We start from the raw sequence: 13,028 nt of genomic DNA on the forward strand, positions 1-13,028 counted from the left end.
ATGCGACTGCTAAGAATTAAGCGGCATCTTTGCGGCCAATTTTAACTTTTCGCCGCAGCTGGTCGTTTCACCCCCACAGTCTCCCCATTCCTACTGCCGCACCCCTTACCCGCCCACATGGTCAAGAATTTAGTTATTGTCGAGTCGCCGGCCAAGGCCAAAACCATTGAAGGCTACCTCGGCCAGGATTTCGTGGTGCGTTCCAGCTACGGCCACGTCCGCGACTTGCCGAAGGACAACAATGCCATCGACATTGCCAATGGTTTCAAGCCCACCTACGTGGTTTCGCCGGACAAGCGCGAGCTCATCGCGCAGCTGAAAAAACTTTCGAAGGAGGCCGAAACCGTCTGGCTGGCGAGTGACGATGACCGCGAGGGCGAAGCCATCTCGTGGCACCTGGCCGAAACGCTGAACCTGCCCGAAGCCAAAACGCGCCGCATCGTATTCCGCGAAATCACCAAAAACGCCATCTTGGCCGCCATCGCCGACCCGCGCACGGTGAATCAGGATTTGGTGAACGCTCAGCAGGCCCGCCGTGTACTCGACCGCCTCGTAGGCTTCGAGCTGAGCCCCGTGCTCTGGAAAAAGGTGAAGCCCGGCCTCAGCGCCGGCCGCGTGCAGTCGGTAGCCGTGCGCTTGGTAGTGGAGCGAGAGCGGGAAGTTGCTAACCACCTTTCGGCCAGCGCCTATCGCGTGGTGGCCCGCTTCGATGCCGGCCGGGGCGCGGTGCTGGAGGCCGAATTGCCGACTCGTTATAAGGTACGCGCCGAAGCGGAGGCTTTCTTGGAGCGTTGCGTGGGGGCTTCTTATCAGATTGAAAGCCTCGATAAGAAGCCCGGCAAGCGCAGCCCGGCGGCACCGTTCACCACTTCAACGTTGCAGCAGGAAGCCTCGCGCAAGCTCGGCTTCTCTGTAGCCCAGACGATGAGCGTGGCCCAGAAGCTGTACGAAGCCGGTAAAATCAGCTACATGCGGACGGATTCGGTTAACCTGTCAGGCGAGGCCCTGGCGGGGGCGCAGGCGACCATCACGGCATCCTACGGCGCGGAGTACCATCACCTGCGCACGTTCAAAACCAAATCGGCCTCGGCTCAGGAAGCGCACGAAGCCATTCGGCCCACGGATTTCAGCACCGTGAAAGCGGGTTCGGATGCGTCGGAGCAGCGTTTGTACGACCTCATCCGCAAGCGGGCCATGGCTTCGCAGATGGCGGAGGCGGTGATTGAGCGCACCACGGCCGTGATTGGCATCAGCACGCAGCCGGGCGTTACGCTGTCGGCCACGGGCGAGGTGATTACGTTTGAAGGCTTCCTGAAAGTGTATGCCGAGAGCAAGGACGACGAGGATGAGGACGACGCCAAAGACGGCGAATCGAGCTTCTCGCGCGGCCTGCCACCCTTGAGCGTGGGGCAGGATTTGCCGCTGTTGCGGTTTAGCGCCACGGAGCGGTTTTCGTCGCCCCCGGCGCGCTACACCGAAGCTTCGTTGGTGAAGAAGCTGGAGGAAATGGGCATCGGCCGGCCTTCCACTTATGCGCCCACTATCAGCACGGTGCAGAAGCGCGGCTATGTGGAAAAGGACACCCGCGAAGGCAAGGAGCGCAAGTTCCATGTGCTGACGCTGGATGGCAGCGCGGTGCAGACGGAAGTTAAAACCGAAAACTACGGAGCCGAAAAAGCCAAGCTGTTCCCAACTGATACGGCCATGGTGGTGAACGACTTTCTGGTGGCCCACTTCCCCACGATTGTCGACTTTCAGTTCACCGCCAAGGTGGAGGACGAGTTTGACCAGATTGCCAACGGCCACGAGGACTGGACGAAGATGCTGACCGGCTTTTACGGCAAGTTCCACGCGACTATTGAGGCAGGGCAGGACATCGACCGCAACACCGTGGGCGCGACCCGCGAACTCGGCGTACACCCTGAAACGGGAGAGCGCATCTCGGCCCGCCTGGGCAAATACGGCCCCTATGTGGCCTTGGGCGACACTGAGGGTGAAACCAAGCCCGCCTACGCCAACCTGCGCAAGGGCCAGTTCATCGAGAGCATTACGCTGGAAGATGCGCTGGAACTGTTCAAATTACCCCGCGTGGTGGGCGAGTTCGAGGAAAAGGCCATGACGGCGGCGCTGGGTCGCTTCGGCCCTTATATCCGGCACGACAGCAAGTTTTTCTCCCTCACCAAGGAGCAGGACCCACACACCATCACGGCCGAAGAAGCCGTGACCCTGATTGAGCTGAAGCGCAAGACCGACGCGGAGCGCCTCATCAAGAGCTTCCCCGAAAATCCTGATATCCAGGTATTAAACGGCCGCTTCGGTCCCTACATCGTGGCGGGCAAGAAGAACGTGAAGATTCCCAAAGGCGAGGAGCCCACGGAGCTGACCCTGGAGCGCTGCGTGGAGCTGGCCGATGCAACGCCGGATAAGCCCGCCAAGGGTGGCCGTTTCGGTAAGAAAGCGGCCCCGGCGAAGGAGGAGAAAGACACCGACGCGCCGGCCAAAAAGACCGCCAAAGCCGCTACTACCAAGAAACCGGCAGCCAAAAAAGCGACGGCCAAAACCACAGCCGCTAAGAAGCCGGCAACCAAAACCACCGCCGCCAAAAAGCCTGCCGCCAAAGCAAAATAATTTCCGCTACCTGGCGTTCCGAATATCCAAAAAGCCCGCACTTCGCGGGCTTTTTGGCGTCTTATGCTGCTCAGCTGCTTGCTGCTTCCACTCGCCCTGCCTCTCGTGCTGGCTGGCGCATCACCAGCTCCGGTGGGGCACCTGGCCGGCCTCTCCTACCCGTGGCTGGAGGTACCGGGCCGGGCCAGTCAAACCCTGGCGGCCCGCTTTCTGCCCCCGCCCGGCTGCCAGCGCGTGCCCGTGGCCGCTGGCTCGTGGGGCGAGTGGTTGCGCAGTCTGCCGCTGAAGCCCGCCGGCACCAAAGCGCGCCTCTACAATGGCCAGTTGAAAAACCGGCAGGACGTAGTTGCCGCCGTGGTCGACATCGATGTGCCACCCCAGGATTTGCAGCAGTGCGCCGATGCCGTGATTCGGCTGCGGGCCGAGTACATATTCAGCCACGACCCGAACAAGGTGCATTTTCACCTCACGACGGGCTACGATTTCTGGTTTTCGGATTTCGTGGCCGGCCGCACCTTTCGGGTGGCCAATGAGGAAGTGTTACCCGCCACCCGGCCGGCCGAAGCGCCCACCCATGCGGCGCTGGCCCGCTATCTGGTGCCCACGTTCGGCTACGCGGGCACAAAGTCGCTGAGCCGGGAGCTACGCCCGGTGCCGCTGGCGCAGGTGCAGCCCGGCGACGTGCTCATTCACGGCGGCGCGCCCGGGCACGCGGTGCTGGTGGTGGAGGTAGCTGAGAATCCGGCAACGCACCAGAAATACGTGCTGCTGGCCCAGAGCTATATGCCGGCCCAGAGCATCCACGTGCTACGCAATGTTGATGCGCCCGCACTCGGCGCATGGTTTGCGGTACCCGGGCCAGCCGAGGCCGAACTCGATACGCCGGAATGGACGTTTGCCCGCGAGGAATTGAAGCGGTTTGAGTAGCCGCTATGCCTGCGCGGGCTCAATAGCCTCGATGCTGGCCGCGCTCAACTCGTTGAAATTTCGAATAATGCGGTCGGCCTGGTGCAGGTTCTGGCCTTCGGAATGCGGGCTGACGTAGGCAATGCAGTAAATGCCGGCCGCTTTGGCCGCCGCTACGCCGTTGGCCGCGTCTTCAATAACGATGCACTTGGTGACGGGCGTGCGGGCCAACTCGGCAGCGTGCAGGAAGATGGCCGGGTTGGGCTTGGATTCAGCAAAATCCTCGCCGCTGACGCGGTGGGTGAAGTATTGCCCGAGCCCGAAGCGGTCGAACACCCGGGAAATGGTGGCTTTGGAGGCTGATGAGGCTACAACCAACTGGATATCGTGCCGGCGCAGGTCCTCGATGAGTACGCGCACGCCGGGCAGCAGGTCGAGGGTGGCGTCTTCGTCAAAGGACTGATTGAACAGCTCGCGCTTGCGCATCACCATGGCTTCCACGTCCTGCGGCAGGCCGTACTGCTGCTTGAGCAGCTGGAACACGTTGCGCGTCGACTTCCCCAGAAAAGTGGCGTACTCGGCGGTCGAAACGGGAATGCCCAGCTCGGCAAACTCCGCTAGGAAAGCCTGGTGGTGAATGGGCTCGGTGTCGATGATGACGCCGTCCATATCGAAGATTACCGTGCGAATCATGAATGCGGAAACGGAAGATTAACGGGGACAAAGGTACCGGCTGGCTGCCCGGCCTCCTGCTCTCAGTGAAAATAATCAAAGCTCGAAAACTTTTTTCCCATCAATGATGTATATACATCAAATGTACATACATTTGACATCCCAACGCACCTAACCAACGCCCCTATCATGGCCAACACCGTTCTGCACCTCGCCAATACCCGTGGCCACGCCAATCATGGCTGGCTCAATTCCTTCCACACCTTCAGCTTCGCCGGCTACAACAACCCCGAGCGCGTGCATTTCGGTGCCCTGCGCGTGCTGAACGATGACACCGTATCGGGCGGCATGGGCTTCGGCAAGCACCCGCACGACAACATGGAGATTATCTCCATTCCGCTGTCCGGAGACCTGGAGCACCAGGATTCGATGGGCAACAAAACCGTTATCCGCCAAAACGACGTGCAGGTGATGAGCGCCGGCACCGGCGTGGCCCACTCCGAGAAAAACCACAACCACAAGCAGGAAGTGAAATTCCTGCAAATTTGGGTCATCCCCAACCAGCGCGGCATCAAGCCCAACTACGGCCAGGAAACCTTTGCCCCGGAGGCCCGCCACAACCAGCTCCTGCAAGTGGTATCGCCCGCCGGCGATGGCACCAACCCGCACATCCAGCAGGATGCTTGGTTCCACCTCGGCAACCTTGATAAGGGCTTCACGACGGACTACGCCGTGAAAAAAGCCGGCAATGGCGTGTATGCCTTCGTGCTGGAAGGCGACGTGACCATCAATGGTCAAGCCCTGCACCGCCGCGACGGTTTCGGCATCTGGGAAACCGATAAGCTCGCAATCAGCGCCGACAGCAACGCCGAGCTGCTGCTGATGGAAGTGCCGATGGCATTTTGATTTTGTTTGTAAGTAGTCGGTATTGGGTAATCAATAGTCGGCGGGGAAACTCACCAAGGGTAAAGTCCATCCACCGATTACCCAATACCAACTGCCTTCAAACGAAGAATCCATCCGATTATTGAGTACCTGATACCGACTACCAAGCCAATCCTTCGCCCCATGAAAACCCGCCTCACCCGCGCCGCCGAGCGCGGCCTCAAAGACATCGGCTGGCTCAAAAGCCACCTCTCGCTCAGCTTCGGCCCCTACCCCGACCCCGAGCGCACGGGCTTCGGCCTGCTCCGCGTGTTCAACGATGACGTGGTGCAGCCCGGCGGCGGCTTCGGCATCCACGGCCACGCCAACATGGAAATTATTTCGGTGATGCTGGCCGGCAGCATGAACCACAAGGATACCCTCGGCTACACCGAAGTGGTGCATCAGGACTGGGTGCAAATCATGAGCGCCGGCTCGGGCCTGCGCCACGAAGAGCACAACATGGGCGACTCCGACGTGAATTTCCTGCAAATCTGGATTGAGCCCAAGCTCCAGAACGTGGGCCCGCGCTACCAGCGCCGCCAGTTCCCGGAAGCCAAGCGCGAAAACCAGCTCACCACCATCGTGAGCAACGAGGAAGGCGCGGCCCACTGCTGGATAAACCAAAACGCCAAGCTCTCCCTCGGCTACTACCCCGAGGCCCAAACGGTGGACTACGCCTTCAAGCCGCTGAACAAGCTGCTGTTTCTGTTCGTCATCAGCGGCAGCGTGACGGTGGCCGGTCAGGCAGTGGGCACCCGCGACAGCCTTGGCATCTGGGAAACGGACAGCGTGAGCATCGAAGCGGCGGCCGGCACGCGGTTTTTGCTCATCGAGTGCCCGATTAATCATTAGCATGTAGCGTGGACTCTGTGAGTCCGCGTCCCCGCACCTACCGCATCACTCCGAGACGCGAACTAAAAGTCCGCGCTACTGGTAACGCAAAAAAGCTGCCCCATACCGAGGCAGCTTTTTTAGTGCTTTGCAAAAAGAGGCCAACGCCCCTACCCCTGAATAAAGGCCAGCAAATCGGCATTAATGGTGGCGGCTTCCGTGGCGGGCATGCCGTGGGGGAAGCCGGGGTAGGCAATCAGCTTGCCGTGTTGCAGCAGCTTGATGGACTTGGCGGCGCTGTTGGCGAAGGGCACGATTTGGTCGTCCTCGCCGTGCAGCACCAGCACGGGCAGGGCCACGCGCTTGAGGTCGTCGGTGAAATCGGTTTCCGAGAAGGCCTTGATGCCGAGGTAATGGGCGTTGGCCCCGCCATTCATGCCCTGCCGCCACCAGTTGTCGCGGATGCCCTGCTTTTCCTGCGCGCCCTTCCGGTTGTAGCCGTAGAACGGGATGCTGAAATCGTGATAGTACTGCGCCCGGTTGGTCGCCGTGTTTTCCCGGATTTCATCGAACACCGCCATCGGTACACCGTCGGGGTTGGCGGGGGTTTGCAGCATCAGGGGCGGCACGGCGCTGATGAGCACCACCTTGGCCACGCGGCCTTGGGCGGCGCGGGCGGCGTAGTGGATGGCCACGCCTCCGCCCGTGGAGTGCCCGATATGCATGGCATCCTTCAGGTCGAGGTGGTCGGCCAGCTCCACGATGTCGGCCGCGTAGGTGTCCATGTCGTGGCCGGTCGCGGCCTGCCCCGAGCGGCCGTGCCCCCGGCGGTCGGCCGCGATAACCCGGTAGCCCTTGTTGAGGAAGAACATCAGCTGCCCATCCCAGTCGTCGCTCGACAGCGGCCACCCGTGATGAAACACCAGCGGCTGGCCCGTGCCCCAGTCCTTGTAATAGATTTCAGTGCCGTCTTTTACCGTAATTGTCGCCATAGTACGCTGCAGAAAAGGAGGTGAGAAAAAGCGCCAGGGCCCCGGCGGCGGTGCGCCGCCCGGTGGCCCTGTTTTGTAAAACTAACGGCCAAGCGGCTAAATATCATGTTTTCTAAATATTATCTATTTTCTCACTAGCATCCGCAGCTGTGCGCCAGTTCCCCTCAATGCGGCTAACGCCTGCCAGAAACGAAAAACGCGCCGCTGCTCCGGTTACGGGAGCGGCGGCGCATTTCTATTGACTATCCATAGTTGTAGCAGATTCTGAATGAACAGCTATGACCCAAGAAATTCAAGAGTCCTTTTAAAACAGGCCAACTAACTTGCTTTAAGCGCATTATTTACCCTAGAACAGCAGGCATCAAGTCCACTTTATGTAAAAGTTACGTTGCGCTTATGTTTGGCAGGAAGTAGGTTTATCAGTATCTATTACTGGCTCAACCACCATTCAGGACGCTGATACTCAAATCATGAAAAACGCCACTTGGTTACTGTCGCTTTCCTTACTGCTGGCGGCCTGCAAATCAGGTTCCCCCGAACCCAGTTTTGAGCTTACGCCCGCTACGCAGACTGGTGCCAATACCGTCAGCTTTCGAGTAGACGGCCGAGTTTGGCAGCCCTATGGCAGGCGTTGCTTCGGCTTTGGTGGAGGCCCTTGCATTGAGGTGCCATTGGATGCTTATTACAATCTCAAGCGCGGGCAATTTATCATAACTGCCTTTTTGACGACTTCAAAAAGAGGCGAGAATTTCGAGCTCAGCTGTGACAGCTTATTCCAGACCGGAATCTTTGTCATTCCACCACGAGGCCCGAAGTACCGAGCACGCTCCGGGGGTATTAGCTATGGCCTCGCACAACAACCCGGCGACCCCACTTATGATAGTTTCGACCCCTCTCGCACCCGCATCGAAATTACCCGTCTTGATACCATTGCGCGCGTGATTTCCGGCACGTTTGAGGGGTATTTACAAGGCACTATTGACCGCAGCCAATCGGCAACAATTTCAGAGGGTCGGTTTGATGTAAAATATTAAAACCCTCTACCCTAAACCCAACAATTTTCCCTAACTAGCGCCACGCTCACCCAAACCCCGGCCCCACCTCCCCAAACCCCCGCCTCACCTCTCCAAACCCCGGCCACGCCTTCCCAAACCCCCGCCTCACCTTCCCAAACCTACGCCACGACGCTCCAAACCCCCGCCACGGGTTCCCTAATCCAAGTCACGCGTAGAAAAATCCTAGTCCCGCCTTTCCAAACCCTGGCCGCGCCTTTCCAAACCCCGGCCCCTGCTGCGTCTCCCACTTTTTCATTGTTTCCTACCCCACACACATGCTTACCGCCAAACAGGACAACCGCCTCACTGCCGCCGAAAACCTCTCTGCCGCCCTCAAAGCCAACCCCACCCCCTACGCCGCCGACAAAGCCCTGCAAACCGTAGCCCAGCGCCTCGACGAAATCATTGCCGACATGCAGCCCCTGCGCACCGCTACCCAGCGCACGGCCAACCCCGGAGCCCCCGCCGGCGGCAAGTCCGACAAGGAAAACGCCCGCGCCACCCTGGCAATGATTGCCGGCGAAATTGCCGGCGACGTATTCGCCTACGCCTCTGACCCCCACAAGAAGCAGCCCACCCTGCAAGCCCTGTCCGACTACAGCGAAGCCGACCTGCTCAACCTGCGCGGCTCCCGCCTCTCCGACGTGGCCACCGCCTTGCTCGCCGAGCTGCCCAACCACAAAGCCGTGCTCGAAGACGAATACGGCATCGACAAAGCCCGCATCCAGGAATTGCAGGACGCCATCGGTGCCTTCAACGGCCTGAAAACTGCCCCCCGCCAGGCCCAGGTCGACGGCAAGGCCACCCGCACCAGCCTCCGCGCCGAGTTTGCCGAGCTTGGCACCCTGCTCAAAGACCGTTTCCAGCGCCTGATGCGCAAGTACAAGCGCCGCGATGCCGAATTCTACAACCGCGTCATAGATGCCCGCGCCGTGGTCGACCGCCCCGGCTCTGCCCCCAGCGGCGATGTGGCCCCCACCAAGCCCTAACCCGGCCCAATTCGTCCCCCGTTTCAAAGCCCGCTGCCCCGCAGTGGGCTTTTTTCGTGAACCACCGCCGCCTGCTCCACGTACTCCGCGCTCACTCCTTCCCCCCCCAACATCTCATGGCCGAAACCACCCTCAAAGCCGTCGCCGCCAAAATGGCGAAGCTCGACATCGCCCTGCTCACCACCCACACCAGCCGCGGCCACCTCAGCACCCGCCCCATGAGCAACAACGGTGACGTGGAATACGATGGCAATTCCTACTATTTCAGCTACGAAGGCTCCCGCACCGTCGCCGACATCACCGAGAACCCGCACGTCAGCCTCGGCTTTTCCGGCCCCGACTACCTCTACGTGTCCGTGGTAGGCACCGCCACCCTCATCCGCCAAAAAGCCACCCTCGAAAAACACTGGCTCCCCGAGCTGAAACGCTGGTTCAAAGACGGGATTGATACGCCCGGCATCGTGCTCATCCGCGTGCAGGCCCGGCGCATCAAGTTCTGGCACGGCGAAGAAGACGGCGAAGTGACGCTGTAGCCGTCAGGAATTGTAGAACGTTAATCACTCAAAAAGGCCGTCATGCTGAGCGCAGTCGAAGCATCTCTACCGCGTAACTAATCCAATCGAACGGATTTACTATTGCGGTAGAGATGCTTCGACTGCGCTCAGCATGACGTTCTACAACGGGGGTTCTTCCACTCCCACACCCTCCTATCCCAACCCATGAAACACCTCGTCGTCCTCACCGGTGCCGGCGTCTCGGCCGAGTCCGGCATCCGCACCTTCCGCGACACCAACGGCCTCTGGGAAGACCACCGCGTCGAAGACGTGGCCTCCCCCGAAGGCTTTGCCCGCAACCCCGCCCTGGTGCTCGACTTCTACAACCAGCGCCGCGCCCAGGCCCGTACCGTGCAGCCCAACGCCGCCCACCTCGCCCTGGCCGGCTTCGAGGAAGCCCCCGGCTGGCGCGTCAGCATCATCACCCAGAACGTGGACGACCTGCACGAGCGCGCCGGCTCTACCGACGTGCTGCACCTGCACGGCATGCTAAACCAGATGCGCTCCGTAGCCGACGACACCACCGCCTACGACTGCCCCGGCGACATCCACCTCGGCGACCTTGCCCCCGACGGCTCCCAACTGCGCCCCCACATCGTCTGGTTTGGCGAGATGGTGCCCGCCATCGAAGAAGCCGCCGAAACCGTGGCCACCGCCGATGCCCTGCTCATCGTGGGCACGTCCCTGCAAGTGTACCCCGCCGCCGGTCTGCTGCACTACGCCCCCGCCACCTGCCCCGTCTTCGTCATCGACCCGCACCAGCCCGAAGCCGGCCGGCGTGGCGTCCGCTACGTGGCCGAAGCCGCCAGCACCGGCGTGCCCAAGGTATTGAAGGAGTTGGCGGGCTAAGCAGGAAGGCCAACACACAACGGGCCACTATCGGAAAAATCTGCCTTCCAAATAAATTCTCTTTTCTACCTTCGCGACATGTACAGAATCGTCACCAAATACAAGCTGCTCGGCCTACGCAACGAGCACGACGCCGACCACCAGCACCATCACATGATGCTCAGGCCCATTGCGCAGGCATCCGAGGACTTCGAAACCGAACAGGCGGCCTTCGACTGGGCCCTCGCCAACCACGAAGACTTGCGCCACCACCCCGAGTTTGTGGTGATGCCGGTGCATCACATGGTGCTCACCTGGCAGCCCGATGACACCCCCCTCTAAGGGCGGCTTTTGGGGTGAGTTCTGGCCCAAAGCCCTTATTATCGTCGCCATCGTCGCTGGATTGTGGCTGCTTGAGCACTACGGCTTCATTCGCCGCTGGTAACTCCCTTCTTGCGACTGGTCCGCCTGCTCCCGGCAGGCGGACCAGTCGCGTTTTCCCCTTCCTGCCTTTCATGGCTTCCGCATTCGGCCACGCTGCCCTGGGGGTCACCCTGGGCAAGCTCCTGCTCCCCAACCGCCGGCACTGGCCCTACTGGGTGGCCGCCGCCCTCTGTGCCGCCCTGCCCGATGTGGATTCGGTGGGCTACCGCCTGGGCGTGCCGTACGACAGCCTCTGGGGCCATCGCGGGCTCACGCATTCACTGCTGGCAGCGGCTATTGTAGCCGCCGTGGGCATGCTGCTGGCCCGACTGTCCCGGCCAACCCACCGTCCAGCGGCCGGGCGGCTGGCGCTGCTGCTGTTTCTGGCCACCGCCTCGCACGGCCTGCTTGATGCCATGACGACCGGCGGCCTCGGCGTGGCTTTTTTCAGCCCCTGGCACCCGGAGCGCTATTTCTTCCCCTTCCGACCCATCAAAGTATCGCCCCTGAGCATTCGGGGGTTCTTCGGAACCAAGGGGCTGCGGGTGCTGGCCAGCGAAGCCCTGTGGGTGGGGCTGCCGTGCCTGCTGCTACTGGGCTGGCAGGCATTTTGGCCTTCCCAAACCCAAGCCCGCCCGGCACGGCGATAGCCGCTCAACCACCAGGCTCAATCCTCAAATTTGAGCCCCCTACTATCCCAGCCACTGCCGGGCATAGGCGGTAAATTCCGCTTCATTGAAAGCAGCCGATACCAGCCCCACGTAGCCATCGGGCCGCACGAGGTACACGGTGCCCGGCGTTTCAGCCGCAGCAGGAGCAACTTCCGTGGCGGCCACTGCGTGCGCGGCTGCCCACGCCCGGGCCGCCAGTACCGGGCCAACGTGCAGCAGGTGCCAGCCCACGGGCCGCAGCGCCTCGTAGCGCCCGGCGGCCCAGGGCAGCCGTTGGCCGCCCGCCACGTTCCCGGCCCGCCCCTCGCTCAAGGGCGAATGCGGGTACGCGATGCCGATTTGGGAAATGGCTCGAAACATCAGCCGGCGGATGGCGGGCACGCGCACGACCAGCGGCAGCACCAGCGGGGCCACCCAGCTGCGCACGAAGCTGGCCCAAGCCGTGGCCCGCGTGGCCCCGGTGAAGGCGCGGTCGGTAGTGGCCACCAGCTGCCGGGCAAAGGGAATGCGGTCCGCTTCGTAGGTATCGAGCAGCGCCTCGGGCGCAGCGGCTTGCAATGCGGCGGCGAGCTTCCAGCCCAGGTTCACGGCATCGCCGAGGCCGGTGTTCATGCCCTGCCCGCCGGCCGGACTGTGGATGTGGCCCGCGTCGCCCACCAGAAACGCCCGGCCCTGCCGGAAATGGTCGGCCACCCGGTGGTGAACCCGGTAAGTCGCAAACCAGCTCACCGACTGCACCCGGACGTGCTCGGCCGCTTCCAGCCCGGGCTGCACGGCGGCAAAGGTGGCGGCTTCCGGGGCCAGCCCATCGGGCAGCAGGCCGATGACGCGCATGCGCCCCTGCGGCATTGGAAAAAAGGCGTTGAAGGTGCGCGGGGCCAGCGACACTTCCAACAGCCGCCCCAGCCGGGCATCCTCATCCAAGCCCTCGGTCACGGTATCGGCCACAAAAAACACCTGCTCGTACGTCCCACCCGGAAAGCCGATGCCCAGCGCGTGCCGTACGGCCGAGTGAGCCCCATCGCACCCCGCCACGTAGGCTGCGAGCACCGTTTCGGGCGGATGGCCGGGGGCTTGCAGCGTGGCGGAGGCCCCGCCCGCGTCCTGCGCGAGGCCCGTCAGGCTGGTGTTCCATTCCACGGCCACGCCGTGGGCGGCCAGTGCCTCGCGCAGCAGCCGTTCAGTCTGGTCCTGCGATATCATCAGGGAAAAGGGAAACGGGCTCAGCCCCTCCCCGATGCGGCCCAACGCCAGCACAGCCGCCACGCGCCCTTTCCGGCGCAGGGCCGCGCCGCGCACGATTTCGCCCTGCGCTACGAACGTATCGGCCAGCCCGTGGCGGTCGAGCAGCTCCAGGGTGCGGGCGTGCATGACCAGGGCCCGGCTAAGGGGCGAAGGCCCCGGCAGCGGGTCGATAATGCGCGGGCGCACGCCGTGGCGGCACAGTTCCAGCGCCAGCATCAGCCCCGACGGGCCGGCCCCGGCAATCAGCACATTAGCGGCGGTTGGATTCATCGGCAAATTCGGCGGGTTGGCAGGTAAATATAGCCAA

13 protein-coding genes are annotated in these 13,028 nt (G+C 62.0%); 10 read left to right on the forward strand and 3 right to left on the reverse strand.

What is annotated here, in order from left to right; genetic code table 11:
• Window positions 1-117 precede the first annotated feature (117 nt).
• Both topA and ACVWYF_RS02500 read left to right on the forward strand, forming a co-directional pair.
• On the forward strand, window positions 118-2,628 hold the full coding sequence (gene topA / locus ACVWYF_RS02495; RefSeq protein WP_457064275.1) for a type I DNA topoisomerase: 2,511 nt from the start codon (window positions 118-120) through the stop codon (window positions 2,626-2,628).
• Between the two features lie 78 nt (window positions 2,629-2,706).
• A complete protein-coding gene (locus tag ACVWYF_RS02500) occupies window positions 2,707-3,555 on the forward strand; it encodes a DUF4846 domain-containing protein (protein WP_457064277.1) in 849 nt (282 codons plus the stop codon).
• A gap of 3 nt (window positions 3,556-3,558) precedes the next feature.
• Here the strand turns inward: ACVWYF_RS02500 and ACVWYF_RS02505 are convergent, their stop codons facing one another.
• A complete protein-coding gene (locus ACVWYF_RS02505) occupies window positions 3,559-4,227 on the reverse strand; it encodes an HAD family hydrolase (protein ID WP_457064279.1) in 669 nt (222 codons plus the stop codon).
• Window positions 4,228-4,395: 168 nt separating this feature from the next.
• Here ACVWYF_RS02505 and ACVWYF_RS02510 point away from each other — a divergent pair, with 168 nt between their 5' ends.
• Both ACVWYF_RS02510 and ACVWYF_RS02515 read left to right on the forward strand, forming a co-directional pair.
• Window positions 4,396-5,112, forward strand: a complete 717-nt coding sequence (locus ACVWYF_RS02510) for a pirin family protein (protein ID WP_457064281.1) — start codon at window positions 4,396-4,398, stop codon at window positions 5,110-5,112.
• 162 nt (window positions 5,113-5,274) lie between these two features.
• Window positions 5,275-5,985 (forward strand): pirin family protein, encoded by a 711-nt coding sequence (locus ACVWYF_RS02515; RefSeq protein ID WP_457064283.1) that lies wholly within the window; start codon window positions 5,275-5,277, stop codon window positions 5,983-5,985.
• A gap of 149 nt (window positions 5,986-6,134) precedes the next feature.
• Here ACVWYF_RS02515 and ACVWYF_RS02520 read toward each other — a convergent pair whose 3' ends face one another.
• Window positions 6,135-6,956, reverse strand: coding sequence for an alpha/beta fold hydrolase (locus ACVWYF_RS02520; protein ID WP_457064285.1), 822 nt, complete (start codon window positions 6,954-6,956; stop codon window positions 6,135-6,137).
• A gap of 470 nt (window positions 6,957-7,426) precedes the next feature.
• Between ACVWYF_RS02520 and ACVWYF_RS02525 the strand changes: the two genes are divergently transcribed.
• The 6 genes from ACVWYF_RS02525 to ACVWYF_RS02550 all read left to right on the forward strand — a co-directional run bounded on the left by ACVWYF_RS02525 (window position 7,427) and on the right by ACVWYF_RS02550 (window position 11,455).
• Window positions 7,427-7,990, forward strand: a complete 564-nt coding sequence (locus ACVWYF_RS02525; protein WP_457064287.1) for a hypothetical protein — start codon at window positions 7,427-7,429, stop codon at window positions 7,988-7,990.
• Between the two features lie 296 nt (window positions 7,991-8,286).
• Window positions 8,287-9,000, forward strand: a complete 714-nt coding sequence (locus ACVWYF_RS02530) for a hypothetical protein (RefSeq protein WP_457064289.1) — start codon at window positions 8,287-8,289, stop codon at window positions 8,998-9,000.
• A gap of 116 nt (window positions 9,001-9,116) precedes the next feature.
• Window positions 9,117-9,533 carry a pyridoxamine 5'-phosphate oxidase family protein gene (locus tag ACVWYF_RS02535; RefSeq protein ID WP_457064291.1) on the forward strand — a complete coding sequence of 139 codons (417 nt, stop codon included), beginning with the start codon at window positions 9,117-9,119 and terminating at the stop codon, window positions 9,531-9,533.
• Between the two features lie 186 nt (window positions 9,534-9,719).
• Complete coding sequence (locus ACVWYF_RS02540) at window positions 9,720-10,403, forward strand: SIR2 family NAD-dependent protein deacylase (protein WP_457064293.1); 684 nt, start codon at window positions 9,720-9,722, stop codon at window positions 10,401-10,403.
• Between the two features lie 78 nt (window positions 10,404-10,481).
• Window positions 10,482-10,724 (forward strand): hypothetical protein, encoded by a 243-nt coding sequence (locus tag ACVWYF_RS02545; protein ID WP_457064295.1) that lies wholly within the window; start codon window positions 10,482-10,484, stop codon window positions 10,722-10,724.
• A 173-nt stretch (window positions 10,725-10,897) separates the two neighbouring features.
• Entirely contained in the window at window positions 10,898-11,455 is a 558-nt protein-coding gene (locus ACVWYF_RS02550; RefSeq protein ID WP_457064297.1) for a metal-dependent hydrolase, read from the forward strand.
• A 42-nt stretch (window positions 11,456-11,497) separates the two neighbouring features.
• Here the strand turns inward: ACVWYF_RS02550 and ACVWYF_RS02555 are convergent, their stop codons facing one another.
• Window positions 11,498-12,991, reverse strand: coding sequence for an FAD-dependent monooxygenase (locus tag ACVWYF_RS02555; RefSeq protein WP_457064299.1), 1,494 nt, complete (start codon window positions 12,989-12,991; stop codon window positions 11,498-11,500).
• Window positions 12,992-13,028: the final 37 nt, after the last annotated feature.

It is taken from the genome of Hymenobacter sp. UYAg731 (assembly GCF_054061335.1).

Bases quoted from the DNA above. Each gene is read 5' to 3' on its own strand.
- ACVWYF_RS02515 (WP_457064283.1), top strand. From the start codon at position 5,275: ATGAAAACCCGCCTCACCCGCGCCGCCGAGCGCGGCCTCAAAGACATC.
- ACVWYF_RS02550 (WP_457064297.1), top strand. From the start codon at position 10,898: ATGGCTTCCGCATTCGGCCACGCTGCCCTGGGGGTCACCCTGGGCAAG.
- topA (WP_457064275.1), top strand. From the start codon at position 118: ATGGTCAAGAATTTAGTTATTGTCGAGTCGCCGGCCAAGGCCAAAACC.
- ACVWYF_RS02545 (WP_457064295.1), top strand. From the start codon at position 10,482: ATGTACAGAATCGTCACCAAATACAAGCTGCTCGGCCTACGCAACGAG.
- ACVWYF_RS02530 (WP_457064289.1), top strand. From the start codon at position 8,287: ATGCTTACCGCCAAACAGGACAACCGCCTCACTGCCGCCGAAAACCTC.
- ACVWYF_RS02535 (WP_457064291.1), top strand. From the start codon at position 9,117: ATGGCCGAAACCACCCTCAAAGCCGTCGCCGCCAAAATGGCGAAGCTC.
- ACVWYF_RS02505 (WP_457064279.1), bottom strand. From the start codon at position 4,227: ATGATTCGCACGGTAATCTTCGATATGGACGGCGTCATCATCGACACC.
- ACVWYF_RS02510 (WP_457064281.1), top strand. From the start codon at position 4,396: ATGGCCAACACCGTTCTGCACCTCGCCAATACCCGTGGCCACGCCAAT.
- ACVWYF_RS02525 (WP_457064287.1), top strand. From the start codon at position 7,427: ATGAAAAACGCCACTTGGTTACTGTCGCTTTCCTTACTGCTGGCGGCC.
- ACVWYF_RS02540 (WP_457064293.1), top strand. From the start codon at position 9,720: ATGAAACACCTCGTCGTCCTCACCGGTGCCGGCGTCTCGGCCGAGTCC.
- ACVWYF_RS02555 (WP_457064299.1), bottom strand. From the start codon at position 12,991: ATGAATCCAACCGCCGCTAATGTGCTGATTGCCGGGGCCGGCCCGTCG.
- ACVWYF_RS02520 (WP_457064285.1), bottom strand. From the start codon at position 6,956: ATGGCGACAATTACGGTAAAAGACGGCACTGAAATCTATTACAAGGAC.